General features: G+C 72.3%; 25 protein-coding genes and 1 tRNA gene. 17 read left to right on the top strand and 9 right to left on the bottom strand.

From position 1 onward, the window contains the following. Nucleotides 1-15: 15 nt before the first annotated feature. Nucleotides 16-2,031 (bottom strand): bifunctional glycosyltransferase 87/phosphatase PAP2 family protein, encoded by a 2,016-nt coding sequence (locus tag AB0J02_RS01195; protein ID WP_363191412.1) that lies wholly within the window; start codon nt 2,029-2,031, stop codon nt 16-18. Nucleotides 2,032-2,509: 478 nt separating this feature from the next. Between AB0J02_RS01195 and AB0J02_RS01200 the strand changes: the two genes are divergently transcribed. Together AB0J02_RS01200 and AB0J02_RS01205 are read left to right on the top strand one after the other, a co-directional pair. Then, nucleotides 2,510-3,853, top strand: a complete 1,344-nt coding sequence (locus AB0J02_RS01200; RefSeq protein WP_363191754.1) for an MFS transporter — start codon at nt 2,510-2,512, stop codon at nt 3,851-3,853. 51 nt (nt 3,854-3,904) lie between these two features. After that, nucleotides 3,905-4,600, top strand: a complete 696-nt coding sequence (locus AB0J02_RS01205; RefSeq protein ID WP_363191413.1) for an O-methyltransferase — start codon at nt 3,905-3,907, stop codon at nt 4,598-4,600. 33 nt (nt 4,601-4,633) lie between these two features. On the opposite strand, the gene AB0J02_RS01210 is transcribed toward AB0J02_RS01205, so the two are convergent. Continuing rightward, entirely contained in the window at nt 4,634-5,035 is a 402-nt protein-coding gene (locus AB0J02_RS01210) for a hypothetical protein (RefSeq protein ID WP_363191414.1), read from the bottom strand. A gap of 89 nt (nt 5,036-5,124) precedes the next feature. On the opposite strand from AB0J02_RS01210, the gene AB0J02_RS01215 reads away from it, so the two are divergent. The 3 genes from AB0J02_RS01215 to AB0J02_RS01225 all read left to right on the top strand — a co-directional run bounded on the left by AB0J02_RS01215 (nt 5,125) and on the right by AB0J02_RS01225 (nt 6,579). After that, on the top strand, nt 5,125-5,550 hold the full coding sequence (locus AB0J02_RS01215; protein WP_363191415.1) for a DUF1992 domain-containing protein: 426 nt from the start codon (nt 5,125-5,127) through the stop codon (nt 5,548-5,550). Between the two features lie 4 nt (nt 5,551-5,554). Then, a complete protein-coding gene (locus AB0J02_RS01220; RefSeq protein WP_363191416.1) occupies nt 5,555-5,872 on the top strand; it encodes an antibiotic biosynthesis monooxygenase in 318 nt (105 codons plus the stop codon). An 80-nt stretch (nt 5,873-5,952) separates the two neighbouring features. Then, nucleotides 5,953-6,579 carry a glyoxalase gene (locus tag AB0J02_RS01225; RefSeq protein WP_363191417.1) on the top strand — a complete coding sequence of 209 codons (627 nt, stop codon included), beginning with the start codon at nt 5,953-5,955 and terminating at the stop codon, nt 6,577-6,579. An 11-nt stretch (nt 6,580-6,590) separates the two neighbouring features. Here the strand turns inward: AB0J02_RS01225 and AB0J02_RS01230 are convergent, their stop codons facing one another. Both AB0J02_RS01230 and AB0J02_RS01235 read right to left on the bottom strand, forming a co-directional pair. Continuing rightward, the gene (locus AB0J02_RS01230; protein WP_363191418.1) at nt 6,591-7,163 is read right to left on the bottom strand and encodes a hypothetical protein; all 573 of its coding nucleotides are present in this window, start codon (nt 7,161-7,163) and stop codon (nt 6,591-6,593) included. 6 nt (nt 7,164-7,169) lie between these two features. Further along, entirely contained in the window at nt 7,170-7,832 is a 663-nt protein-coding gene (locus tag AB0J02_RS01235) for a hypothetical protein (protein WP_363191419.1), read from the bottom strand. Nucleotides 7,833-7,995: 163 nt separating this feature from the next. Between AB0J02_RS01235 and AB0J02_RS01240 the strand changes: the two genes are divergently transcribed. Continuing rightward, a complete protein-coding gene (locus tag AB0J02_RS01240; RefSeq protein ID WP_363191420.1) occupies nt 7,996-8,496 on the top strand; it encodes a GNAT family N-acetyltransferase in 501 nt (166 codons plus the stop codon). 9 nt (nt 8,497-8,505) lie between these two features. Here AB0J02_RS01240 and AB0J02_RS01245 read toward each other — a convergent pair whose 3' ends face one another. Next, nucleotides 8,506-10,578 carry an MFS transporter gene (locus AB0J02_RS01245; RefSeq protein WP_363191421.1) on the bottom strand — a complete coding sequence of 691 codons (2,073 nt, stop codon included), beginning with the start codon at nt 10,576-10,578 and terminating at the stop codon, nt 8,506-8,508. A 247-nt stretch (nt 10,579-10,825) separates the two neighbouring features. Between AB0J02_RS01245 and AB0J02_RS01250 the strand changes: the two genes are divergently transcribed. Next, the gene (locus AB0J02_RS01250) at nt 10,826-11,557 is read left to right on the top strand and encodes a peptidoglycan-binding domain-containing protein (RefSeq protein ID WP_363191422.1); all 732 of its coding nucleotides are present in this window, start codon (nt 10,826-10,828) and stop codon (nt 11,555-11,557) included. A gap of 13 nt (nt 11,558-11,570) precedes the next feature. Here AB0J02_RS01250 and AB0J02_RS01255 read toward each other — a convergent pair whose 3' ends face one another. Beyond that, entirely contained in the window at nt 11,571-12,239 is a 669-nt protein-coding gene (locus tag AB0J02_RS01255; RefSeq protein WP_363191423.1) for an HAD-IA family hydrolase, read from the bottom strand. A 450-nt stretch (nt 12,240-12,689) separates the two neighbouring features. Between AB0J02_RS01255 and AB0J02_RS01260 the strand changes: the two genes are divergently transcribed. The 4 genes from AB0J02_RS01260 to AB0J02_RS01275 all read left to right on the top strand — a co-directional run bounded on the left by AB0J02_RS01260 (nt 12,690) and on the right by AB0J02_RS01275 (nt 17,787). Continuing rightward, on the top strand, nt 12,690-13,370 hold the full coding sequence (locus tag AB0J02_RS01260) for an HNH endonuclease family protein (protein ID WP_363191424.1): 681 nt from the start codon (nt 12,690-12,692) through the stop codon (nt 13,368-13,370). A 153-nt stretch (nt 13,371-13,523) separates the two neighbouring features. After that, nucleotides 13,524-15,209, top strand: a complete 1,686-nt coding sequence (locus AB0J02_RS01265) for an alkaline phosphatase D family protein (RefSeq protein ID WP_363191425.1) — start codon at nt 13,524-13,526, stop codon at nt 15,207-15,209. Between the two features lie 113 nt (nt 15,210-15,322). Beyond that, on the top strand, nt 15,323-17,242 hold the full coding sequence (locus AB0J02_RS01270; protein WP_363191426.1) for an FAD/NAD(P)-binding protein: 1,920 nt from the start codon (nt 15,323-15,325) through the stop codon (nt 17,240-17,242). A 98-nt stretch (nt 17,243-17,340) separates the two neighbouring features. Beyond that, nucleotides 17,341-17,787, top strand: coding sequence for a DoxX family protein (locus AB0J02_RS01275; RefSeq protein WP_363191427.1), 447 nt, complete (start codon nt 17,341-17,343; stop codon nt 17,785-17,787). 91 nt (nt 17,788-17,878) lie between these two features. Here AB0J02_RS01275 and AB0J02_RS01280 read toward each other — a convergent pair whose 3' ends face one another. Beyond that, nucleotides 17,879-18,421, bottom strand: a complete 543-nt coding sequence (locus tag AB0J02_RS01280; protein WP_363191755.1) for a superoxide dismutase family protein — start codon at nt 18,419-18,421, stop codon at nt 17,879-17,881. A 220-nt stretch (nt 18,422-18,641) separates the two neighbouring features. On the opposite strand from AB0J02_RS01280, the gene AB0J02_RS01285 reads away from it, so the two are divergent. Next, nucleotides 18,642-19,271 carry a VTT domain-containing protein gene (locus AB0J02_RS01285; protein WP_363191428.1) on the top strand — a complete coding sequence of 210 codons (630 nt, stop codon included), beginning with the start codon at nt 18,642-18,644 and terminating at the stop codon, nt 19,269-19,271. Here AB0J02_RS01285 and AB0J02_RS01290 read toward each other — a convergent pair. Continuing rightward, nucleotides 19,259-19,492 (bottom strand): DUF2277 domain-containing protein, encoded by a 234-nt coding sequence (locus AB0J02_RS01290; RefSeq protein ID WP_363191429.1) that lies wholly within the window; start codon nt 19,490-19,492, stop codon nt 19,259-19,261. The two genes, AB0J02_RS01285 and AB0J02_RS01290, sit on opposite strands and share 13 nt — an antisense overlap. A gap of 111 nt (nt 19,493-19,603) precedes the next feature. Here AB0J02_RS01290 and AB0J02_RS01295 point away from each other — a divergent pair, with 111 nt between their 5' ends. Next, the gene (locus AB0J02_RS01295) at nt 19,604-19,981 is read left to right on the top strand and encodes a hypothetical protein (protein ID WP_363191430.1); all 378 of its coding nucleotides are present in this window, start codon (nt 19,604-19,606) and stop codon (nt 19,979-19,981) included. 40 nt (nt 19,982-20,021) lie between these two features. Here AB0J02_RS01295 and AB0J02_RS01300 read toward each other — a convergent pair. Then, nucleotides 20,022-20,096: transfer RNA gene (locus AB0J02_RS01300), tRNA-Val, on the bottom strand. 218 nt (nt 20,097-20,314) lie between these two features. On the opposite strand from AB0J02_RS01300, the gene AB0J02_RS01305 reads away from it, so the two are divergent. The 4 genes from AB0J02_RS01305 (at nt 20,315) to AB0J02_RS01320 (ending at nt 23,970) form a co-directional block, all read left to right on the top strand. Next, nucleotides 20,315-21,112 carry a DUF4097 family beta strand repeat-containing protein gene (locus AB0J02_RS01305; RefSeq protein WP_363191431.1) on the top strand — a complete coding sequence of 266 codons (798 nt, stop codon included), beginning with the start codon at nt 20,315-20,317 and terminating at the stop codon, nt 21,110-21,112. A 170-nt stretch (nt 21,113-21,282) separates the two neighbouring features. Next, nucleotides 21,283-22,596, top strand: coding sequence for a hypothetical protein (locus AB0J02_RS01310; RefSeq protein ID WP_363191757.1), 1,314 nt, complete (start codon nt 21,283-21,285; stop codon nt 22,594-22,596). Between the two features lie 99 nt (nt 22,597-22,695). Then, complete coding sequence (locus tag AB0J02_RS01315; RefSeq protein ID WP_363191432.1) at nt 22,696-23,235, top strand: DUF4383 domain-containing protein; 540 nt, start codon at nt 22,696-22,698, stop codon at nt 23,233-23,235. A 33-nt stretch (nt 23,236-23,268) separates the two neighbouring features. Further along, the gene (locus AB0J02_RS01320; RefSeq protein ID WP_363191433.1) at nt 23,269-23,970 is read left to right on the top strand and encodes an FCD domain-containing protein; all 702 of its coding nucleotides are present in this window, start codon (nt 23,269-23,271) and stop codon (nt 23,968-23,970) included. The last annotated feature ends 2 nt before the right edge of the window (nt 23,971-23,972 follow it).

Consider the following 23,972-nt stretch of genomic DNA (forward strand, 5'->3'; position numbering starts at 1 on the left):
GGCTGCACAGCGTAATCAACTAGCCACAGATGTGCCCGAGTTACGGTTCGAATCCACCTGTGCGAGTGGTTGTTCCGTTGTCGCTCGCGCGCGCGGGCCCTGGAGTGCGTACGTGAGGAAGAACCCGGCGCCGACGACGGTCGCGCCGCCCACCGCGTCGAGGATCCAGTGGTTGCCGGTGCCGACGATCGCGGAAACCGTGCACAGGGGGTGGATGACCCCGAGGGCCTTCACCCACTTCCTGCGCGCCAGGACCACGATGACGATGCCGCACCACAGGGACCAGCCGAAGTGCAGCGAGGGCATCGCCGCGTACTGGTTCGTGAGTTCGGTGAGTGTGCCGTAGTTGGGCTTGGAGAAGTCCTGGGCGCCGTGCACCGTGTCGATGAAGCCGAGGCCTGGCATCAGGCGCGGCGGGGCGAGCGGGTACGCCCAGAAGCCGATGAGGGCGAGCAGCGTCGCGAAGCCGAGGGCCGAGCGGGCCCAGCGGTACTCGGCGGGGCGGCGCACGTACATGATCGCGAGCAGGCTCAGCGGCACCACGAAGTGGAACGACGTGTAGTAGAAGTTGAAGAAGTCCTTCAGCCAGGTGGCGTGGTGGAAGACCGTGTGGTTGACCCAGTGCTCGATGTCGATGTGCAGGAACTGCTCGATCGAGTGGATCTGCTGCCCGTGGTGCTCGGCGGTGGCCCGGCCGCCGGAGATCGTGCCGCCCGTCGCGGCGAGGCGGACCTGCTGGTAGGCGGAGTAGCCGACGCGGATGAGGAGCAGTTCGAGGATCAGGTTCGGGCGGGCCAGGACCCGGCGCCAGACGGGGACGAGCGGCACCCACGTCCAGCGGGCGGGCACGGGCTCGGCGTACTCGGTCGGGATCGGCGTCCGGTACAGCGGTGACGTACGGGAGAGGAAGGGGACGACGCAGGCCGCGGCAAGGGCCGCGATCAGCACGACGTTGTCCCGGATCGGGTCGAGCGACGTCATGTTCGGCAGCAGCATCTTCGACGGCAGCGTCAGCGCGAGGATGACGAGGACCGGCCACATGTAGCGGTCGGAGGCGCGCTTGCCGACGCGGCCGACGACGGCGAGGAGCACCCACAGGAGCTGGTGCTGCCAGGTCGTCGGGGAGACCGCGACGGCGACGCAGCCCGTGATGGCGACGGCGAGCAGCAGCTGGCCGTCGCGCGCGTACGTGACCGCGCGGCGCACCCCGATGACGGCGACGGCCGCGCCGAGGACGAGGAACAGCACCTTCTCCAGCGGCCCCTGAAGGCCGAAGCGGAGCAGCATGCCGTGCAGCGACTGGTTGGCGTTGGCCGCCGGGTCGGTGGCCAGGCCCGCGCCGGCCAGGTGGTGCACCCAGTACGTCCATGAGTCGTGCGGCATCGCGGCCCAGGCGAGGCCGGTCGCGGCGACGAAGGTGCCGCCCGACGTGACGGCCGCGCGTCTGCGTCCGGTGAACCAGAGCAGCGGCGCGAACAGCAGCACGGTCGGCTGGAGGGCCGCGCCGACGCCGATGAGCACGCCGGATGCCTTCTCCCCGCGTACGGCGAAGCAGCCGAGGAGGACGAGGAGGACCGGGAGGATGCTGGTCTGGCCCAGGGTGAACGCGTTGCGCACGGGCAGCGACAGCATGAGCAGGCTGATCGCGACCGGCGCGGCGAACAGGGACGTACGGCGGGAGACGGGGCCCGGCAGGGCGCGCGCGGCGACCACGCCGAGCGCCACGACGAGGGCGAGCGAGCCGAACGTCCAGCCCCAGCCGAGCGCCTGCTCGGCGGCGCGGGAGAACGGTTTGAGGACGAGTCCCGCGAAGGGCGTGCCGGTGAACCGGTCGGGTGCTGCGTACAGGGAGCCCTTGACGTGCAGCACCCCGTTCGGCCCGATCCAGGTCTCCAGGTCGGTGAGACGCTCGCCCCGCGGCGTGCTCAGGACGGCGACGAGCTGACGCGCCGCGAGCACGGCGGCGATCAGCCACAGGCCGACGCGCACGGCGCTCATCCGCCCTGTCGCCGTGTCCGCCGGTCCTGTCATCGGCCCTCTGTGCTCCACGTTCGCCACGCGCTCCCGGCCCTCCCGCCCGTGTCGGCACCCGCTGGATGCCCCATGTCGTCCCTACTCGTCCCTAGAGGTTCGCACCGCCCCCGGTATGAGACGCACGCAACCCCTACTTCACCTGCCTGTCCACTCGGTTTTGACCGGAAGACGGCGTCGGGAGGCTGCTTGTCGCTGCTTGGTTGTGCACTACACGGGCCTGGTTCCGCGACAAAGATCACAGAATTGCCCATTTGCGGTGCGCGGGCGGCTCGGAGTCTTCCCAGGCCGGAGAGGGTTTCCACGCGGAACGTGACGGAAGGAACACTACCCGTAACACTCGCGAACGCCCCTATGGTCGTTTTGAGGCCGTTCCCCGTGGACGGCCTCTGCCCTTGTCCCCCACGAAAGGCAGGCGAGCGGACCCTTGGCCAGTGCCACGTCCATCGCAGTCAGTACCGGCAAGGTCTCCGCACCCGTGCGGGACGACGGGCCGGCCAGCTCCTCCGACGTCACCGTCACCGACCCGTCGCTGGTCAAGCGCGCGGTCAAGGCGGCGGCGCTCGGCAACGCGATGGAGTGGTTCGACTTCGGCGTCTACGGCTACCTGACCGCGACGCTCGGCCACGTCTTCTTCCCCACGGCGTCGAGCACGGCCCAGGTGCTGTCCACGCTCGGCACGTTCGCCGCCGCCTTCCTCGTGCGCCCCATCGGCGGCGCCTTCTTCGGCCCGCTCGGCGACCGCATCGGCCGCCAGCGCGTCCTCGCCATCACCATGATCATGATGGCGGCGGGCACGTTCGCGATCGGCCTGATCCCCTCGCACGCCTCCATCGGCGTGTGGGCGCCGGTGCTGCTGATCGCGGCGCGCATGCTGCAGGGCTTCTCGACCGGTGGTGAGTACGGCGGCGCGTGCACCTTCATCGCCGAGTACGCGCCGGACAAGCGCCGCGGCTTCTTCGGCTCGTTCCTGGAGCTCGGCACGAACGCCGGCTACGTGGCCGGCGCGGGCCTGGCCACCCTCCTCACCACCACGCTCTCGGACGGCGACCTGTACAGCTGGGGCTGGCGCATCCCGTTCCTGATCGCCGGCCCGATCGGCATCGTCGGCCTGTACGTGCGGATGAAGCTGGAGGAGACCCCGGCCTTCCAGAAGCTCGCCGAAGAGGCCGAGAACAAGCAGAAGGCGCACCCCAAGCCGAAGTTCAAGGACATGTTCGTCGGCAACGGCAACGCGATGGCGCTGTGCATCGCCCTGGTCCTCGTCTTCAACGTCACCGACTACATGCTGCTGTCGTACATGCCGACGTTCCTCAGCGAGGAACTGAACTACGACGCCACGCACGGCACGCTCATCCTCATCGGCGTGATGCTCCTGATGATGTGCGTGCAGCTCCCGATGGGCCGGGCCAACGACCGCTTCGGCCACCGTGTCGTGATCGGTGCGGCGTGCGCGGGCTTCGTCCTGCTCTCCGTCCCCGCGGTCCTGCTGATCCGCGCGGGCTCCACCTGGGCCATCGCGCTGGGCCTCGCGGCCCTCGGCCTGCTCCTGGTCGGCTTCACGTCGTCGATGCCCTCGACGCTCCCGGCCCTGTTCCCGACGAAGGTCCGCTACGGCTCGCTGTCCGTCGGCTTCAACCTCTCGGTGTCCCTCTTCGGCGGCACCACCCCGCTCGTCGCTGCGGCCCTCATCGCGGCCACCGGCAACCTGATGATCCCGGCCTACTACATGATGGCCGCGGCCCTCATCGGCGGCATCGCGGCCTGGCGCATGCGCGAGTCCGCGGGACGCCCGCTCCCGGGATCGCCGCCGGCGGTCTGAACCCGGCCTGGGACCCGGCCCGTCATAGGGTCCGGTCCTAGGGTGACGGGCATGACCTCTCACCCCGAGCCCCAGCAGCCCGGCCCCGCGGCCGCCGTCGACGCCTACCTCAGCGATCTGCTCGCCCCGGCCGACGAGGCACTGGCCGCCGCCCTCGCGGACAGCGAGGCGGCGGGCCTGCCCAGCATCAGCGTCTCCGCCACCAACGGGAAACTGCTGCACCTGATCGCGCGGATCCAGGGCGCCCGCCGCATCCTGGAGATCGGCACGCTCGGCGGCTACAGCACCATCTGGCTGGCCCGCGCACTGCCCGCCGACGGGACGCTCATCACCCTGGAGTACAGCGCGCGGCACGCCGAGGTCGCCCGCGCCAACATCGCCCGCGCGGGCCTGGACAAGGTGGTCGAGGTCCGGGTGGGCGCCGCACTCGACTCACTGCCCCGGCTCGCCGAGGAGTGCGGTGAGGGAAGCGAGTTCGACCTCGTCTTCATCGACGCGGACAAGGCGAACAACCCCAACTACCTCGACTGGGCGGTGCGTCTGACCCGGCCGGGCAGTGTCATCGTCGTCGACAACGTGGTGCGCGAAGGCCGCGTCGCGAACCCGGACAACACCCAGCCGGATGTCACGGGCACCCGCGCCGCGCTCCGACTCCTCGCCGATCACCCGAAGTTGGACGCGACGGCGATCCAGACAGTGGGCGCCAAGGGGTACGACGGCTTCGCCCTGGCCTACGTACAGGACTGAGCCGAACAGCGGCCGTACTGTCCGTCCCGCGGCTCACCCTTCGTGGTAGAACCCCACGTTCACGCTGCGCGGCCCGCTCCGGTCGAGGACGACGACCTCGCCGGAGCCGCCGCGCGGCAGCAGCAACGCCCCGCCGTACGCGAGCGGTTGGCCGGGCCCCTGCGCGCCCCCGAGCCGCACCCGCACCTCCGAGGCGGGATCGTCCTGCGACCCCCGCAGCCAGAACACGCTCCACTCCCCGTCGGGCCCGCACCGGAACTCCAGATGCACCCGCGACACGAACAGCCAGTCCTCCGGCGTCGCGAGCCGGCACACGCTGCCGTCCCGCCCCACCCGCAGCACGGCCCCCGGCTCACTGGCCTCCTCGGCCATCGCCATCCCGGCTGTGGCCCCCGCGTCGCCGCCGGACATCGTGGCCATGGTCAGTTCGAGCACCGCACTCCCCCAGTGTTCGCTTCCTTACTCAGCGGCCGAATCCTATGGCTCCCCGGCCCGTCGCACGGGGCCTGCGCGACAATGACTCCATGACCGAACGCAAACCACCGGGCGTCAGCTTCGAGTCATTCGTCGACAAGCAGATCCGCGAGGCCGAGCGCCGCGGCGACTTCGCCGCCCTGCCCGGCGCCGGCCGGCCCCTGGACCCCACGAGCGACACCACGTACGACGAGAACTGGTGGATCAAGCGGAAGATGGCCCGCGAGGGCCTGTCCGTCCTGCCTCCCACCCTGGCCCTGCGCAAGGAGGCCGAGGACGCCCTGGAGGCAGCCTCGAAGGCCCCCTCGGAACAGGCGGTGCGCCGGATCGTCACCGAGATCAACGCCAAGATCAGCGACATGATGTTCAAGCCGCCACCGGGCCCGCCCCTGGGCCTGAAGCCGTACGACGTGGAGGGGATCGTCCGCCAGTGGCGGGAGGGCCGGTCTTCCGCGGCCGACGGTGCGGCAGGATGAACCCATGAGCATCGTCAAGATCAATGTCCTGGCCGTCCCGGCCGAACAGCGCGAGGTCCTGGAGAAGCGGTTCGCGTCCCGCGCGGGCGCCGTCGAGAATTCGGACGGCTTCGAGTGGTTCGAGCTGCTGCGTCCTGTCGAGGGCACCGACGACTACCTGGTGTACACGCGGTGGCGTGACGAGGAGTCGTTCCAGGCGTGGATGGAAGGGCCGATGAAGGCCGCGCACCAGGGCGGCGGCGACCGCCCGAAGCCCGCTTCGAGCAGCTCCTCGGTGTGGTCCTTCGAGGTGGTGCAGCAGGCGGCGCCGAAGGGCGCGTAGAACGGTGTTCCCGGCCGGTCGCGCAGACCGGTCAGGAATGAAGAAGCGTCGGCGGCCGGGGCGGAACTAGCGTGATCCGCATGACTTCCATCGCATCCGTCACCCTCGAGGTGGCCGACCCCGCGGCCGCCGAACGCTTCTACGACGCCGCTTTCGGGCTGGGCCCGAAGCTGCGTCTGCGCGCCTCCGACGCGGAGACGAGCGGCTTCCGCGGATTCACGCTGTCGCTCACGGTCTCGCAGCCCGCCGACGTCGAGGGGCTGGTCGGCTCGGCCCTCGCGGCCGGCGCCACCTCGCTGAAACCGGTCGCGAAGTCGCTGTGGGGTTACGGCGGTGTCGTCCAGGCCCCGGACGGGACGATCTGGAAGGTCGCCACCTCCGCGAAGAAGAACAGCGGCCCGGCCACCCGCGACATCGACGCGATCGTGCTCCTGCTGGGCGCCGAGGACGTGAAGGCGAGCAAGCAGTTCTACGTCGGGCAGGGCCTGACCGTGGGAAAGAGCTTCGGCGGCAAGTACGTCGAGTTCGAGGACGGGGCGGGGCCCGTCAAGCTGGCGCTGTACAAGCGCGCCGCCCTGGCCAAGGACGCCGGTGTTCCCGCCGACGGTGCGGGATCGCACCGGATCGTGCTCGGCAGCACCGCCGGGCCGTTCACCGACCCGGACGGTTTCGCCTGGGAAGCCGCGTCCCTGGCCACGAGCGAGTAGCCGGGGCCTGCTCAGATGTTCAGCAGGCGCTCCGCCGTCTCCCGGTAGTCGCGCAGGGCGAGACGCAGCCGCTCCGTGTCCTCCTCGGAGCCCTGCCAGGACGTGCGCAGCGTCTCGCGGTGCCCGGCGAGGGTCTCGGTGAGGCGGGTCGTCAGGTCCTCCAGGACGAGGTCGGCCTCCTGCACGGCGGCCCTGGGCTCGTCGACGAAACCGGCGACGGCGTGCCGCAGGCGGGTCGTCAGGTCCTCGCGGGCCTCCTGGGCGACCAGGGCGGTGCGCAGGCCGTGGCCCGGCTCCTCAAGGCCGGCGTGACGCTTCCCGTGATGGTCACCGAGGTGGTCACCGCCGGCCCCGTGGTCCCCGAGGTGGTGGCCGGTGCCGCCCGCGTCCGGCGCGAGCGGGTCGGTGCGGTCGCCGTCGACGCCCGCACCCGGAATCCGCTCACGGGGCTCACGGGGCTCGTGGGGCTCGTGGGGCTCGTGGGGCTCCCGCAGAGGCTCGGGCGTGGTCCGGGCCGCCGGGTCGCGCAGCGGGTCGGAGTTCGGGGCCGAACCGTCGTGCCGTGCTCGGTCGATGTCCGTCATCCTCGATCAACTCTCCTTCGCCAGGCGCCCCTTGAGGGTGCTCGTCCGCTTGTCGTGGGTCGCCGCGCCGTCCGTCACCTTGTCCGTCCCGGTGGTCCGGCGCCCGGAGTGGCCGTCGACGCCGACCAGGTCCTCGAAGAGGGCCCGGGCCTCGACCATCGACGCGCGCAGCTCCTCCGTACCGGCCCGGCTCTCGTCGGCGCCGCCCGCGCGGGCGTTCACCGCCCGGTGGACGCGCCGGTAGCCGTGCACATGGGCGCCGTGGTGGACGGAGAGCGCCTCCAGCCGTTCCTCGAAGCCGCCGCCGTCGGGGAAACCGCGCTCCTTCGCGAGGTCGGCGAGGAGCAGTTCGGCCTCGGCGACCGCCTCCGCGGGCGACTCGACGAAGCGCTCCTGGGCGCTGGTCCAGCGCGCCAGGTACCGCTCGCGCGCGGCGGGCTGCAGGTCGTGCATGCGCAGCGAACCGTGCCGCCGCACCCGCTCCGTCAGCTCCTGCTCGGCGGCCTTCGTGTCGCCGTCGTGCCGGGCGACGACCCGCTCGTACTCGGGTCCGAAGCGCCGCTTCAGGCCGCGTCCGCCGCGGGGCGTGGTCCGCGCGGCGAAGACGCCCGCCGCGATGACGACCACGAGCCCCACCACGATCAGAACGATGATCATGCCTGTGGACATGGGTGTCTTCCCGACCTTCCCGGTATCCGTCGTATAAGGGTCAACCGTGCTTACCCAGACCCGGGTTGCCCGCCCCGCCCGGCTCAAACAGGTCACGCGTCACGCGGCGCCCTATGGCGAAATCCGGTTGCGCCACTTCGCCCCACCGCCCCCACAATGCGCCATGCGCACCCCTTGGACACTCGCCGCCGAGCCGTACGACTCGCCCGCCGCAGCCGCCCTGTGGCGCGCGTACTACACAGAGGTGAGCGACCGCTGGTACGCGCTGCACCAGGGGCACGCCACCGATCCGGCGGAGCTGGAGCGCGGGATCGCCGCCGAGGCGGGCGAGCAACTGGCGCCGCCACACGGGCAGTTGATCGTCGGCCGGTACGACGGGGAGCCCGCCGGGAGCGCGGGGGTGCGGCTGGTGGACCCGGTCACGGCCGAGCTGACCCGCGTCTTCGTCCGCAAGGAGCTGCGCGGCACGGGCGGGGCGCCGCTGCTCGTGGCGGCGGCCGAGGACGCGGCCCGTTCCCTGGGCGCCGAGCGCGTGCGCCTCGACACCCGCGGCGACCTGATCGAGGCCCGCACCCTGTACGCACGGCTCGGCTACGAGGAGACAGAGCCGCACAACGACGACACCTACGCCGAGCACTGGTTCAGCAAGCGGCTGGCCCCCTGAACCCCGGCGTCAGGCCGCCAGCCCCGTCCGGCCGCCACCGTCGTGCGGCCGCTCCGCGTCCGATCCGCACATCTCGGCGTTCAGCTCGGACACCAACCGGAAGAGATCCGTGGGCCGTTCGGGGCCCCACCAGTCGCCGAGCAGCTCCGCCAGCGAGTCCTCCCGGGCCTTGCCGAGGCGGGCGGCGACCGTCCGCCCCTCGTCGGTGAGGACCAGGTCGACGCCGTCCCGCACCGCGAGACGGCGCTCCTCCACCTGCCGCGCCGCCTCGATGATCACCGTCAGGGGCACGGCGCTGCGCTCGGCGAGGACGGCCGGCTCGGCCCAGCCGTACCGGTTGATGCGCAGGAGGAGCCAGCTCGCCGCGGGCAGCAGGTCGTAGCCCGCCCGCGCGGTGATCTTCTCGTAGATCTCGCGCCGCCCCTCGCGCGTCCCGAGCGTCGACAGGGCCCGTGCCACCTCGTCGCGCGAGGAGCGCTCCACCGGGTTGGAGGCGAGCGTCTGCGTCGGGTCGGGCGCGGTCACCGCGCCGCGCAGTTTGTCCTCGCGCAGGAACCAGGAGAGGACGAAGGCGAGCAGGGCGACCGGGACCGCGTAGACGAAGACGTCGGTGATGGACGTGGCGTACGCGTGGAGCACCGGCTGGCGGACCGCGGGCGGGAGGTCGCCGATGCCGCGCGGGTCGGCCTTGAGCGAGTTCGGGTTGACGCCGGGCGGCAGCTGCTGTCCGCTCAGGGCCGAAGTCAGCTTCGTGGCAAGGCGGTTGGCGAAGATCGTGCCGAAGATCGCGACGCCGAAGGAGGCGCCGATGGAGCGGAAGAACGTGGCGCCCGAGGTGGCGACGCCCAGATCCTCGTACGGCACCGCGTTCTGCACGATGAGGACGAGCACCTGCATGACGAGTCCGAGGCCGAGACCGAAGACGAAGAAGTAGGCGCTCATCTCGACGGTCGAGCTGGTCTCGTCGAGGTTGTGCAGGAGCAGCAGGCCGATCGTGGTGACGGCGGTGCCCGCGACGGGGAAGACCTTCCAGCGGCCGGTGCGGCTGACGATCTGCCCGGAGACGGTGGAGGAGAGCAGCAGGCCGATCACCATCGGCAGCATGTGGACACCCGACATGGTCGGCGAGACACCCTGCACGACCTGGAGGAACGTCGGCAGATAGGTCATCGCGCCGAACATCGCGAAGCCGATGACGAAGCTGATGACGGCGGCGAGGGTGAAGGTGCGGACCCGGAACAGTTTCATCGGCAGCACCGGCTCGGCCGCCCGGAACTCCACGAACACGAACACCACGCCGAGCGCCACGCCCAGCACGGCGAGGCCGATGATCTGCGGCGAGCTCCAGCCCCAGGTCGTGCCGCCGAGCGAGGCGACGAGGACGAGGCAGGTGGCGACGGACGCGATGAGGAAGGTGCCGAGGTAGTCGATGCGGTGCTTCGTCGAGCGGGCCGGGATGTGCAGGGCCGCGGCGATGACGGCGAGCGCGACGACACCGATGGGCAGGTTGATGTAGAAGACCCAGCGCCAGCTGAGGTGCTCGGTGAACAGCCCGCCGAGCAGCGGTCCGAGCACGCTCGTCGCGCCGAACACGGCGCCGAACAGGCCCTGGTACTTGCCTCGTTCGCGCGGCGGGACGAGGTCGCCGACGATCGCCATGGACAGCACCATCAGGCCGCCGCCGCCCAGACCTTGCAGGGCGCGGAAGCCGATCAGCTCGGGCATGTTCTGCGCCATGCCGCACAGCGCCGAGCCGATCAGGAAGATCACGATCGCGAGCTGGAAGAGCTTCTTGCGCCCGTACTGGTCGCCGAGCTTGCCCCACAGGGGCGTCGCGGCCGTCGCGGCGAGCATGTACGCGGTGACGACCCAGGACAGATGCTCCAGGCCGCCCAGATCGCTGACGATGGTGGGCAGCGCCGTGGAGACGATGGTCTGGTCGAGCGCGGCGAGCAGCATGCCGAGGAGCAGCGCCCCGATGGAGACGAGGACGCCGCCGCTCTTGGCCGCGTCGCCGGGCAGGGCCTGGTGACCGCGGCCGCTGCCGCCGGCACCCGCGGTGCCGAGGTCCTGGCTGCTCATGAACACCTCCACAGGCACCCCGGGCCCGGTCCGGTCGGCGGGGGGGGGCTTGATACCTACCATCCTGGTCGGTGCGCCCCGGTTTGGCCTGTTGAGTTCGGACCCGGCGCTGCGGGCAGGGCCTCGGGGTCTGCATAATGCGCTGCAGTTCTCGGGGAGGGGGACCACAGTGAGTGGTGAGCCGCGTAAGTGTCCGGAGTGCGGGGCAGGGGTGGGGCCGGACGGCGGTCCGACGTGCGCCTGCGAGGTGGAGGGCTTCAGTCCGCTGCGCGTCCGCCCTTACGTGACGCTCCCGGAGCCGTCCCAGCCCCCGCCACCGCGCGTCCCGGACCCGTACGCGCACCCCCCTCTGCCGCCCGAGCAGCCGCCGGCCGTGACGGAGTCCGACGACACCGGCCACGACCACCCGGCGGACAGGACGCGCCGCACCCCGGTGCTGCTGCTGGCCGCGGTCGCGGGTGTGCTGAGTGTGGCGGCGCTGGTGACGGTCCTGATCTCGTCGGGCGACGGCGACACGCCCGCCACCGCGCAGGAGGCCGCCGCCCCGCTGCCCACGACATCGGCGCCGCACGACCCGGCTCCGACCCCGTCCGTGTCGGTGCGCCCCACGACGCCGCCGCCTTCGTCGGCCCCGGCGTCCCGCCCGGCCTCGGCCGCCGCGTCGCCCACACCGACGCCCGGACGCACTCCGTCCCCGACGCCTTCGGCGTCCGCTCCGTCCGCGACCGCGACCGCCACGCGGCAGATACGCCCGCCGCGGGGGACGGCCCTGCGCCGGGGGGACCGCGGCCCGGAGGTCGCCGAACTCCAGCGCCGTCTGGGGCAGTTGAACCTCTACCGGGGCCGCCCCGACGGGCGTTACGACAGCCGGACGGAGTACGCGGTCGGCGCGTTCCAGATGGCCCGCGGCGTCCATGGGGACACGCCGGGAACGTACGGCCCGGCAACCCGCAGGGCCCTGGAGTCGGAGACCCGCTGAGACCGGCGGCCCCTCAGCCGATGTGCAGCAGGATTTCCCCGTCGACGGCGGCTTCGACGCGTACGGCCGTCAGGTCGGCCACCTGAACGGTGGGTCCGTGCGCCCCCGCGCGGGGCCCGACCCCCACCACCCGCATGCCCGCGGCGAGCCCGGCCGAGATCCCGGCCCCGGAGTCCTCGAACACCACGCAGTCCGCCGGGTCGACGCCGAGTTCGGCGGCGCCCTTCAGGAAACCCTCGGGGTCCGGCTTGCTGGCGCCGACGTTCTCCGCCGTCACGCGCACCGCCGGGTACGGCAGTCCGGCGGCGGCCATCCGTCCGGTGGACAGCGCCACGTCGGCCGAGGTGACCAGGGCGTGCGGCAGCCCGCCCGAGATCAGCGCTTCGAGGAACCCGGCCGCGCCCGGCACGGGCACGACGCCGTCCATGTCGGCGGTCTCCGCGGCGAGCATGCGCGCGTTGTCGGCGAGGTTCTCCGCCACGGGGCGTTCGGGCAGCAGCACGGCCATCGTGGCGTGCCCCTGCCGGCCGTGCGCGACGCGCATGACCTCGTCGGCGTCGAGTCCGTGCTCGACGGCCCAGCGCCGCCAGATCCGCTCGACGACGGCGTCGGAGTTGACGAGCGTGCCGTCCATGTCGAGCAGGAGGGCGCGCGCGGAGAGAACGGTGGGCGTGGCCGTCATCGGCAGGCTCCAGAGAACGGAGACGAGAAGAAGACAAGGCGGCCCCGCCCGCCGGTCAGGGTACGCGGGCGGGAACCACTTTGTTTCACCACGATACAAAAAGCGTCGGGGTGATCGCCACCCGGCCCCGGTCAAGCCCTCCGGGCAGCCCCGGTCAAGCCCCTCCGGCGCTTGAGGAGCGGGGTCCGGGGCGGGGCCCCGCAACCTGGGCGCAAGCGCCGCCGAGCGACTTGAGCACCAGCACCGCCATCCACCGCAACGAGGCGGACCCGCACGGACAACCCGCCCCAAATCAGGCCCGGCCCAACAGAGTTACCCGCCCACCCCCTTGCCCCGCACCCCAACTTGACGCGACCCTGTCACCACCCGCACACCTCCCCGCAACCCCCTCCCCCCACCATGGCCGCACGCCCCACCCGGCCAACAACCCCCCATCACAAGGGAGTTCACATGCCCCGCCGCACCCCCCGCACGCCGAACCTCTACGCGCGTCGACCCCGCACCCGCATAGCCACGGCCACCGCGGCCCTGGCCACCACCCTCACCGCACTCACCCTCCTCACGGCACCCGCCGCCCAGGCGGCCCCGCCCACCCCGGTGACCGCCGCCACGGCCCGCACCTACCTCTCCGAACTGACCGTCAAGACCGAGGGAAGCTCCGACGGCTACAGCCGCGACAAGTTCCCGCACTGGATCACCCAGTCCGGCACGTGCAACACCCGCGAGGTCGTCCTCAAGCGCGACGGCACGAACGTGCAGACCGGCTCCGACTGCGCGGCCACGTCGGGCAGTTGGTACTCCGCGTACGACGGCGCCACCTGGACCGCGTCGGGCGACGTCGACATCGACCACGTCGTGCCGCTCTCGGAGGCGTGGAAGTCGGGCGCCGGTTCCTGGACGACGGCCCAGCGCCAGTCGTTCGCCAACGACCTCACCCGCCCCCAGCTGATCGCCGTCACCGACAACGTCAACCAGTCCAAGGGCGACCAGGACCCGGCCGAGTGGATGCCGCCGCGCGCCGCGTACGCCTGCACGTACCTGAGGATGTACGTCCAGGTGAAGCACTACTACGACCTCTCGGTGGACTCGGCGGAGAAGTCGGCGATCCAGTCCAAGCTGAGCGGCTGCTGAGCGGCTGCTGACCCCCGGCCCGCACCCCCGCCCGCACCCGGGACCCGCTCCTGGCCCCCGCCCCCGGCGTTCCGTACCGTACGGACGGACCGGGCACGACGAAGCCCGACAACGGCCCGACGGTCCGGACGTCGGCGGAGCGGAGGAGACAACGTGGCGAGCCTGCGCCTGGGACCACTGCTGAGGTACGTGGACGGGGAGGCGGCGACGATCTGGGTCGAGGCGAGCCGGCCCTGCGTCGCCGAGGTGCGCTGCGCGGACGGCGCGAAGGGCAGTGCGCACACCTTCCAGATCGACGGCCACCACTACGCGCTGGTCCCGGTCACCGGGCTCACCCCGGGCACCGAGACGGCGTACGAGGTGACCCTGGACGACGCCATGGTCTGGCCCGAGCCGGACTCCGCCTTCCCGGCCAGCACCATCCGCGCTCCGCGGTACGCCGACGACGAACCCGTCCGCGTCACCTTCGGCTCCTGCCGCTGGGCCGCCCCGCCCGCCTCGGGTTCGTCCTGGCGCGAGCGGGGCCGCGAGCTCGGGGGCGAGCACGACCCCGTGGGCCCGGACGCGCTCGACACGCTCGCCGCCCGCCTCGCCGCCGACCCGGCGGCCGAGCGCCCCGACGTCCTGCTGCTCCTCGGCGACCAGGTGTACGCGGACGAGACGTCACCGGCGACCCAGGAATGGCTGGCCCACCGCCGCGACCTCAAGGACCCCCCGGGCACCCAGGTCGCGGACTACCAGGAGTACACGCACCTCTACTACGAGTCCTGGCTCGACCCGGAGATCCGCTGGCTGCTCTCCACCGTCCCCAGCTGCATGATCTTCGACGATCACGACGTCATAGACGACTGGAACACCAGCGCCGCCTGGCTCCGGGACATGCGCGCCACGCCCTGGTGGCAGGAGCGCATCCTGAGCGGCCTCATGTCGTACTGGGTGCACCAGCACATAGGCAATCTGCACCCCTCCGAACTCGCCGCCGACCCGGTGTACGCGCAGGTGTGCGCGGCCCCCGACGGCACGGACGTCCTGCGCGATTTCGCCGCCCGGGCCGACTCCGACCCCACCGGCGCCCGCTGGAGCTACCGCCGCGACTTCGGCCGCGTGCGCCTGGTGATGGTCGACACCCGGGCCGCCCGCGTACTGGACGAACAGAACAGGGCGATGCTCGACCCGGACGAGGCACGCTGGGTGCGCGAGCAGGCCCTCGAGGGGCAGGACTCCGGCACCGGCGCCTACGACCACCTCCTCATCGGTTCGTCCCTGCCGTGGCTGCTCCCCCATCTCATCCACGACGCGGAGACGTGGAACGCGGCGATGAGCCGGGGCGAGCGCGGAGCCCGCTGGGCGCGGCGCGGCGAGAAGCTGCGCAGGCGGGCCGACCTGGAGCACTGGGCGGCGTTCCCGACGTCGTTCGACACGCTCACGGACCTGGTCGCCGAAGCCGGTTCGGGCCCCGCGGCGCCCGCGACCGTCTCGGTCCTCGGGGGCGACGTGCACCACGCGTACGTCGCCGAGCCGTCCTGGCCGGCGAGCGGCCCCGCGCCCACCGCGCGTGTCCTGCAGCTCACCTGCTCCCCCGTCCACAACTCCATCCCCAGGTACATGCGCGTCGGCTTCCGCTTCGGCTGGAGCCGTACCGGACGGGCCATCGGCCGCGGCCTCGCCCGGCACGCACGCGCGGCGGCGCCCCGCTTCAAGTGGCGCAAGACGGGCGGCCCCTGGTACGGGAACCACCTGATGACACTGACCCTGCGCGGCCGCTCGGCGAGCCTCACTCTCGACCAGGCCGACCCGCAGGGCGGCCTGGTGCGGGCGGACGGGCGCACGATCACGTAGCCGCCGGCGCGTGATCCATTTCACAGCTGGATTCCCTCTCGCCGTAGTTGACGGCGAAACGGCATGATGAGGCGGACCACCCCAGCAGCCCCACATGCCCCGGGAGTCCCGTGTTGCCCGCCCCTCACCACGAGTTCAGTCTGGCGATCGTCGGCGCGGGCCCCCGCGGCACCAGCGTCCTGGAGCGGCTCACCGCCTCCGCCGACGAGCTGCTCCCGGCGGGCTCCCGGCTCACCGTCCATGTGATCGACCCGCACCCGCCGGGCGCGGGTGCCGTCTGGCGCACGGACCAGGCGCCCGAGCTCCTGATGAACACGGTCGCCTCGCAGGTGACGCTCTACACGGACGAGTCGGTGGCGTGCTCGGGCCCGATCCGCCCGGGCCCGAGCCTCTACGAGTGGGCCGAGCGGCACGACGCCCCGCTCGGCCCCGACGACTACCCGAGCCGCGCCCAGTACGGCCGTTACCTGCGCCAGGTCTTCGCCACGACCGTCGACGCGGCCCCGCCCCACGTCACGGTAGTCCCGCACGCCGCCCGCGCCGTCCGCCTCGACGACGGTCCCGACGGGCGGCAGACCCTCGCCCTCTCCGACGGCCGCGAACTCGCCGGGCTGCACGCGGTCGTCCTCACCCAGGGCCATCTGCCCACCGTCGGCACCCCGGCCGAGCGCCTGCTCACCGAGGACGCCCGGCGGCACGGCCTGCGGCACGTCCCGCCGGCCAACCCGGCCGACGTCGACCTGAGCGCCGTACGCCCGGGCGAGGCGGTTCTGCTGCGCGGCCTCGGTCTCAACTTCTTCGACCACATGGCCCGGCTGACCGAGGGACGCGGCGGCCGGTACGCGCCCGCCCCCGGCGGCGGCCTGCGCTACCTGCCGTCGGGCAACGAGCCGCGCCTGTACGCCGGTTCGCGCCGCGGCATCCCGTACCAGGCGCGCGGCGACAACGCCAAGGGGCCTTACGGACGGCATCGGCCCGCCGTCCTCACCGCCGAGTCGATCGCCCACTTCCGCAAGAGAGCCGGCTCGGGCGAGGCACCCGACTTCCTCGCCGAGATATGGCCGTTGGTCGCGAAAGAGGTCGAGACGGTCTACTACGAGGCGTTGCTGAGAACCACCGGCCTGCCCTCCTCGCACTTCCGTGAACGCTTCCTCGCCACCGCGCACCGCTCCCCGCAAGAGGCCGCCGTCCTTGGGGAGTTCGGGATACCCGACGACCGCCACTGGTCCTGGGACCGCGTCTCACGGCCGCATTCCGGCCACACCTACCCCTCCCCCACCGCCTGGCACTCCTGGCTCCTCGCCCATCTGCGCGAGGACGCGGACCACGCCGCGCTCGGCAACGTCGACGGACCCGTGAAGGCCGCCCTGGACGTCCTGCGCGATCTGCGCAACGAACTGCGCCTGATCGTCGACCACGGTGGCCTGTCCGGCGCCTCGCGCCGCGACCACCTCGACCGCTGGTACACCCCGCTGAACGCGTTCCTCTCCATCGGCCCGCCCCGGCGCCGCATCGAGGAACTGGCCGCGCTCGTCGAGGCGGGCGTACTGACCGCCGTCGGACCCCGCCTCGAAGTGGCCGTGCGGGACGGCTGCTTCGTGGCGCACTCCCCCGACGTGCCGGGTTCGACCGTGACGGCCACCACACTCGTCGAGGCCCGGCTGCCCGAACCGGACGTGCGCAGGACCGCCGACGAACTGCTCGCGCGACTCCTGAAGACCGGCCAGGCCCGGCCGCACACGGTCGACGGTTACGAGACCGGAGGGCTGGACGTGACACCGCGCCCCTACCGGCTGATCGACCGTCAAGGTGCTTTTCACGCGCGGCGGTTCGCGTTCGGCGTGCCCACCGAGGGGGTGCACTGGGTGACCGCCGCGGGGGCCCGCCCGGGGGTCGACTCGGTGACCCTGTCGGACGCGGACGCGGTGGCGCGCGCCGCTCTGCGCACCGCCGCGGGGCCGGACGCGGGCCCCGAAACGGAAGACGACCATGGCCGAATGTTGAACTTGCAAGCATTGGTTAGGTTCTCCTAACCTGTGGATCTCCCAAGCCGGTGGCAACGGCGGCAGCGTCGGCGCCGACTACATCGGTGAACTCGGTTACGTCCCCCACCGACCGAAGGAGTCCCCACATGACTGGACGTCTCAACAGCGGCCAGCCCTATGTCCTCGGACTGTTCCGCATAGTCGTCGGCCTGCTCTTCGCCTGCCACGGCGCCGCCTCGCTCTTCGGCGTCCTCGGCGGTATGAACGGCAACACCGTCGAGGCCGGCACCTGGCCCGGCTGGTACGCCGCCGTCATCCAGCTCGTCGGCGGCGGCCTGGTGCTGCTCGGCCTCGGCACCCGCGCCGCGGCGCTCATCTCGTCCGGGTCGATGGCCTACGCGTACTTCCACGTCCACCAGCCGGGCGCCCTGTGGCCGATCCAGAACGGCGGCGAGGCCTCGGCGATGTTCTGCTGGACCATGCTGCTGCTCGTCTTCACCGGATCGGGCGCGTTCGGCCTGGACCGGCTGTTCGCCGCGCGCGGCGAGCGGGCGGAGGAAGCACAGCCGGAGCGCGCGACGGTCGCCGCCTGACCCCGTACGCACCCCGCACACCACGGCGCCCGCTCTCCACACGGAGGGCGGGCGCCGTCGTACGCCTGGCGGGCCGGCCTAACGGAGCGGCCTAACGGAGCGGCCCGGCCGGCCCGAACGGCACCGTGAAGCACGCCACGCGCGCCCCCGCCCCGCCGGGCACGTCATGGATCACGACGGACCGCGCCTCGCCGGACCGCAGCCCCCACGCCTTGCGGACCGTGGCCGTGCCCTTGCCGGTGGCGTCGGTGGTGAAGTCGAGCCACACCTCGTTCCCGGCGTTCGCCCGCGCCGGGTCGACCACGTGCTGGTAGTGGCCGCCCGCCGCGGCCGGGTCGGCGCCGCACGGCTTCTGGTGCACGTGCGCGCCATAGGCGTGACCGGGAACGAGGCCCTTCACACTCAGGCCCACGGTCATCACGGACCCGGAGCCGCTCTGCTCGACCTCGATCGACGACGCCGCGGGCACCAGCTTCATGTCGTACGTGATCGCGGGCGACGCCATGAACGCCGTCGGCGGCGAGAAGGTCGCCACGGCCCGCACCCAGTAACTCTGCCCGGTGACGTCGGCCCCGCCGCCGCCCGCCGCCAGTACGGCCGCCGCGAGAGCGCCGGTCACCATTCCTGCCACCATCGTCAGTTCCTCCGGTCTCGTCAGTGCTTGCTCGTTCGTACGGGACCCGGCGGCCCGGCGCAGCCCGGAACGCGGCACTCGGGTGAACGTGAGATGGGGAACATCTGTACCCCTTGCGTCACGCGAGCGACACTCCGGGCGTACGCTGTACAGCTGTCATGAAGCCGCTCCTGTCTGGAGGGATCGGTCGGGGGATCGTCCGTACAGGAGTTGGCTTGCAGTGCTGGAGAGCGTGGGGTCACTGACCGGAAGCCCGTGGATCTACGCGATCGTGGCGCTTTCCGTGCTCTTCGACGTCTTCGTGCCGGTGCTGCCCAGCGGGGTCCTCGTGATCACCGCGGCCACCGCCGCCGCGGCCGGCTCGGGCGCCGCCACGGGCTCGGTCCCGCACGGCGTGCCGGACCTCCTCGTGCTCACCCTCAGCGCCGCCACGGCCTCCGTCCTGGGCGACCTGGTCGCCTATCGCCTCGCCTGGCGCGGCGGGGAGCGCCTGGACCGCGCCATCGCCCGCTCCCGGCGCCTGACGACCGCGCAGGAACGTCTCGGCGCGGCGCTCGCCCGCTCCAGCGGCGGCCTGCTCGTGATCATCGCCCGGTTCGCGCCCGCCGGCCGCTCGGTCGTCTCCTTCGCGGCCGGCTCCGCGCACCGCCGGGTCCGCGAGTTCCTCCCCTGGTCCGCCCTGGCGGGCGTGGCCTGGGCCGCGTACAGCGTGGCGCTCGGCTACTTCGGCGCGCAGTGGCTCGGCGCGAGCTGGCTGTCCACCGTGGTCTCACTGCTCGCGCTGATCGGCGCGGGCGTGGTGGCGGCGTACGTGATGCGCCGCCCGGTCCCGGAGACTCAGGAAGCCTGAGCCCTACCGGCCGCGCCCCGTACCTCCAGGCTGTCGAGGAGGGCCGCGGTGGCGCGGGCGATCTCGTCCACGGCCTGCTCGAACACCTCCCGGTTGTGCGCGGCCGGCGCCCGGAACCCGGACACCTTGCGCACGTACTGCAGGGCAGCGGCCCTGATCTCCTCCTCGGTGGCCTCTTCGGGGAGCGTGGGCGGGCGAAGGGTCTTGATGCTGCGGCACATGCCTCCAGTCTGCCGCGACCGGACCGGAGCCGCCCTGCCTTCGACCACACGTTCGCGTGAACTCCCCGAAGATGCTCGCCCCCGTAATTCGAACAGACGTACCATTGCCGGGTGGCAGCGACCGATGATTCCGACTTCGATTTCCCGAGCGACCTCCGCGCAGGTCAGGAGGAGCTGCACCAGATCCGGGCCGAGCTCCTGGACCTCCTCAAGCGGCTCCCCTGGTCGGTCGCGCCCCGCGACGCGGTCAGCGACACCCAGGGCTGGCGCAAGCTGGAGCGCCCCGCGTCACCGGGCTGGACCGAGGACGAGCAGGCCGAGGTCGAGAAGCTGCGCAGACGCGAGCTGGAGCTGGCGGTCTTCGTGACGTGCCACCGCTACTGGGCCGAGCTGACGGGCCCCGACACCGTGCGGGCCCGCGCCCGCCTCAAGCACGCCTACGGAGCGGATACCGCCCGCGCGGAGAACGACGAAGACCCCCGGGCATGATCGTCATCGCGATCGCCCGAGGGCCTTCGGTCCACTTCGGTGGTGGGCGCGGACGGTTTCGAACCGCCGACATCCTGCTTGTAAGGCAGGCGCTCTACCCCTGAGCTACGCACCCAAAATCCCGGGCCTGTGCGACCGGGACGAGCCGACAGCGTACCTTGCCGGCGCCGGTGCACGGCAAACCCGTAACGGCCCAGGCCGCAGGTGGGGTTAACCCCACCTGCGATCCGGTGGCCGCCCACATCCCGCACACCACCTGCGCCGCCGTACGTTCATGGAGTGCCGGCCGCCGGTCCGGCACCGCGACACCAGCCGCCGCAGGGGGAAACCACCATGACCGTCCGTCCGTTCCGCACCGCCCGCAGTTCCCGTGCCGTCCGTGGCCTGGCCGCCGCGGCGGCCGTCGTCGCAGTCGCCGCGACGGCCACGGCGTGCGGCGCCGACGCCTCCGACGACGACCACCCCGACCACCGCTCCTTCGCCCTGCACGGCACGACGCTCACCGTCGACTCGGACGACTCGACCCTCGAACTGGTCCCGGGCGACAGCGACCAGGTGAAGGTCACCCGCTGGTTCCAGGGCTCCACCGTGATCGGCTCCGACCCCAAGGTGACGTGGAAGTGGCAGGCCGACGAGGACCGGCTGACCCTGCGGCTGCACTGCGGCGGCCTCGTCGTCGACTGCTCGGCGCGGCACCGCGTCGAAGTGCCGCGCGGCATCGCCGTCGTGGTCCGCAACGACGACGGCAGCGTTCGCGCGAACGGCTTCAAGAAGGGCCTCGACATCTCGACCCAGGACGGCTCGGTGCACGTGGAGAACGTCTCCGGACCGCTGCGTCTGCACGGCGACGACGGCTCGCTGCACGCCTCGGGCGTGGACGCCCGCCAGGTCTCGGTCCGCAGCAAGGACGGCTCCGTGCACCTCGCCCTGCGCACGGTCCCCGACCGCGTCGAGGCGACCACCGACGACGGCTCCCTGACCCTCACGCTCCCCGGCACCGCCAAGTACCAGGTGGCCACCCGTACCGACGACGGCGGCATCGATGTCGACGTGCCCCGCGCCACCCACAGCACGCACCGGATCTCGGCCCGCTCGCAGGACGGAAAAGTCACACTGCGAACCGCGAACTAACCGGCCCGTGTGTTCGTCGTAATCGGTGGGAGAATGGACACCGGTCGAGGGCTGATGACGGCGCACGGGAGTGGTTGGTGACGACGGCGACGAATGAGCGTCCCGAAGGGGCGCGGGGCCCCGTCCGTCCGTGGGCCCGCCGCGGGGCGTGCCCGGCCCGCCACAGTGCGCTGCGTGACGTTCTCACCCTCACCCTGCTCCCCGTCCCGCTGCTCGCGGCCACGCTCACGTCCGCTTTCGCCGGTGGCGGTACGAGAAAGTGGTTCGGCGGCCGTGCCGAGTCCCAGCGCGCCGAGGCACAGGCGGCCAAGGACGCCGCGGCCGCCGCGTTCTACGAGCTGGACACCGCCCAGCGGGACCTGCGCATCTCGATAGAGACCATCACCGCGGTGGACGACTCCCCCGCGGGCCGCCGCGCCGTCACCGACTTCCAGCAGCTCGGCGCCCGCATCGACGAGGTCAGCGGCCAGTACATCACCGCGGTCGACGCCCATGACCTCGACCGCGACGACCTGGAGGCGAGCGCCGCGTCGCGCGCCCGGGCCGAACTGACGCAGGCCAAGGACCAGTTGACCCGGACCAAGCAGGACCTGGACCGGTTCGCGCAGGGCCTCGGCCCGCTCCTCGGCAAGGCCGAGACGCAGCTGGCCCGGCTCGCCCCGTCCGTGGAGCGCGCCCGGCAGGCCCTGCTCGCCGCGACGACCGCGCTCGACGCCGTACGCAGATCCGATCTCAAGGCCGACGACCTCGCCGCCCGGCTCGCCGCCCTCGGCCCGGAGCTGACCAAGCTGAACCAGGGCGCGGGGCAGCACGGCGTCCCGGAGACGCTGGAGCGCGCGGAGCGGGTCGCACGGGACGCCGAGTCCGTCCGCGCCGAGGCCGAGCGGCTGCCCGAGCGGGCCGCCGAGATCGACCGGCGCCTGGTCTCGCTGCGCACCCGGGCGCAGGCCCTGACGACCCGCGCGGGCCAGGTCGAGCCGGTCCTGAGCGAGCTGCGGCGCCGGTTCGCCGCCGCGTGCTGGCAGGACCTGCAGCACGTACCGGACCTGGCCGAGGAGAACGTGCGGCAGGCCGAGAGCAAGCTCGCCGAGGCGCGTGCCGCGCGCGACGCCCAGCGCTGGCCCGACGCCACCTCGCTCCTCTCCACGGCCCGCGCCCTGCTGAACACGACGGACGAGTCGGTCTCCGCCGCGGGCGACCGGCTGCATCGGCTGAACGCGGTGGCGAAGGATCCGCAGCAGGAGATCGACCGCACCCGGTTCGCCATCCGGGACGCGCAGCGGCTCGCGATGGCCGGCCGCAGCACCCCGGAGCCGCGCCACGCCCGCCCCCTCGACGACGCCGTGGCCCGCCTGGACCGTGCCGTCGCGGGCCTGGAGGGCCGCCACCCCGACTACTGGCACTTCCTCACGGAGACGGAGGCCGTGCGGCAGACGGCGGGCCGGGTCGTGTCGCAGATCCGTGAGGAGCGCGGCGGCGCCTGACGGGGTTGCCACTCACGTGGTGACGGGCGGATCCTGGGAGGACGTACGGGAGGACGTTTGGGTCCTTTTCGCACGTACCCGCAAGGAAGCGAGGCAGTCATGGCCACGCACACACAAGCACTCCACCCGCGCTACCGCGGGCGCGTCACGCTCGACGAGCATCTGCCCGTCGACCACGGCCTCAGCAAGGTGTACCGCACCGGCGCGGGCCTGATGGGCCTGGTGCTGCTCGCCTTCGGCATCCTCGGGCTCATCGACAAGATCGGCTTCTTCGACACACGCGGGGACTCGGTCGCGGGTCTGAGCACGAACGGCGCGCTCAGCGTCCTGTCCATCTGCGTCGGGGTACTCCTGTTCGTCGGCATGGTGATCGGCGGCAACGTCGCCTCGACGCTGAACATGGTGCTCGGCATCCTGTTCATCCTCAGTGGTTTCGTGAACCTCGCCCTGCTCGGCACCGGCGCCAACTTCCTGGCCTTCCGCATGCAGAACGTCCTGTTCAGCTTCGCCGTCGGGCTGCTGCTGATGGTCTTCGGGATGTACGGGAGGGTCAGCGGCACCCTGCCGTACGACAACCCGTACTGGAAGGCCCGGCACGGCGATGGGCCGTCCAACCCGTCGAGTTCCAGGGCGAATTGATATTGCACAGGGAGCCGTGCGAGCCTGCTCCGCATGGCCAGCTCTCCGCCGGTGCCGCACGGCGGGCACGACGTGCACCGCACCGCGGTGGAGCGGCTGGCGCGCGGCATCACGGACGGCACGTACGACGTCGGCAGTCACCTGCAACCGCCGCTCCTCGCAGCTGAATTGGGCATGGCGGCGTCGGTGCTCGCCGAGGCGGTGCGGGTGCTCGTGGCGAAGGGTGTCGTGGGCCCCGCGCACCGTGTCCGCCCCCAGGACGAGTGGAACGTCCTGGACACCGACGTCCTGCGCTGGACCCTGGCCGCCACGGTCCCCGGGCCCGTCGGCTTCTTCCCCGATCTGCACGAGCTGCGCCGCGCCGTCGAACCCTCGGCCGCCGCGCTCGCCGCACAGTTCCGCACCTCGTCCGATCTCGCCGCGCTGGACGAGGCGCTCGCGGCGATGGCCGCGGCCGAGCGCCACCCGCGGACCGACCCGGCGCTCGCCGCCCGCGCCGACATCGCCTTCCACTCGACCCTGCTCATGGCCTCCGGCAACCGGTTCTACGCACAGCTGCCCCGCGTCCTCGTCCCGACCCTCGCCGCGCGCGATGAGCGGGTGCACGCGGGCCCGCACCACCATCCGCTGCCCTCCCACGCCGAAGTCGCCGCGCGGGTGCGCGAGATGGACGCCGACGGCGCGTACACGGCGATGCTGGAACTCCTGGACCTCTCGCTGCGCGACGACCCGTAACC

It is taken from the genome of Streptomyces sp. NPDC050264 (assembly GCF_040655895.1).
Classification (GTDB): domain Bacteria; phylum Actinomycetota; class Actinomycetes; order Streptomycetales; family Streptomycetaceae; genus Streptomyces.

Excerpts from the sequence above, each read along its gene's own strand:
- AB0J02_RS01195 (WP_363191412.1), bottom strand. The coding sequence starts at position 2,031 with ATGACAGGACCGGCGGACACGGCGACAGGGCGGATGAGCGCCGTGCGC.
- AB0J02_RS01240 (WP_363191420.1), top strand. The coding sequence starts at position 7,996 with ATGCGCACCCCTTGGACACTCGCCGCCGAGCCGTACGACTCGCCCGCC.
- AB0J02_RS01225 (WP_363191417.1), top strand. The coding sequence starts at position 5,953 with ATGACTTCCATCGCATCCGTCACCCTCGAGGTGGCCGACCCCGCGGCC.
- AB0J02_RS01320 (WP_363191433.1), top strand. The coding sequence starts at position 23,269 with ATGGCCAGCTCTCCGCCGGTGCCGCACGGCGGGCACGACGTGCACCGC.
- AB0J02_RS01280 (WP_363191755.1), bottom strand. The coding sequence starts at position 18,421 with ATGGTGGCAGGAATGGTGACCGGCGCTCTCGCGGCGGCCGTACTGGCG.
- AB0J02_RS01255 (WP_363191423.1), bottom strand. The coding sequence starts at position 12,239 with ATGACGGCCACGCCCACCGTTCTCTCCGCGCGCGCCCTCCTGCTCGAC.
- AB0J02_RS01315 (WP_363191432.1), top strand. The coding sequence starts at position 22,696 with ATGGCCACGCACACACAAGCACTCCACCCGCGCTACCGCGGGCGCGTC.
- AB0J02_RS01230 (WP_363191418.1), bottom strand. The coding sequence starts at position 7,163 with ATGACGGACATCGACCGAGCACGGCACGACGGTTCGGCCCCGAACTCC.
- AB0J02_RS01260 (WP_363191424.1), top strand. The coding sequence starts at position 12,690 with ATGCCCCGCCGCACCCCCCGCACGCCGAACCTCTACGCGCGTCGACCC.
- AB0J02_RS01305 (WP_363191431.1), top strand. The coding sequence starts at position 20,315 with ATGACCGTCCGTCCGTTCCGCACCGCCCGCAGTTCCCGTGCCGTCCGT.
- AB0J02_RS01220 (WP_363191416.1), top strand. The coding sequence starts at position 5,555 with ATGAGCATCGTCAAGATCAATGTCCTGGCCGTCCCGGCCGAACAGCGC.
- AB0J02_RS01215 (WP_363191415.1), top strand. The coding sequence starts at position 5,125 with ATGACCGAACGCAAACCACCGGGCGTCAGCTTCGAGTCATTCGTCGAC.
- AB0J02_RS01205 (WP_363191413.1), top strand. The coding sequence starts at position 3,905 with ATGACCTCTCACCCCGAGCCCCAGCAGCCCGGCCCCGCGGCCGCCGTC.
- AB0J02_RS01275 (WP_363191427.1), top strand. The coding sequence starts at position 17,341 with ATGACTGGACGTCTCAACAGCGGCCAGCCCTATGTCCTCGGACTGTTC.
- AB0J02_RS01290 (WP_363191429.1), bottom strand. The coding sequence starts at position 19,492 with ATGTGCCGCAGCATCAAGACCCTTCGCCCGCCCACGCTCCCCGAAGAG.
- AB0J02_RS01235 (WP_363191419.1), bottom strand. The coding sequence starts at position 7,832 with ATGTCCACAGGCATGATCATCGTTCTGATCGTGGTGGGGCTCGTGGTC.
- AB0J02_RS01245 (WP_363191421.1), bottom strand. The coding sequence starts at position 10,578 with ATGAGCAGCCAGGACCTCGGCACCGCGGGTGCCGGCGGCAGCGGCCGC.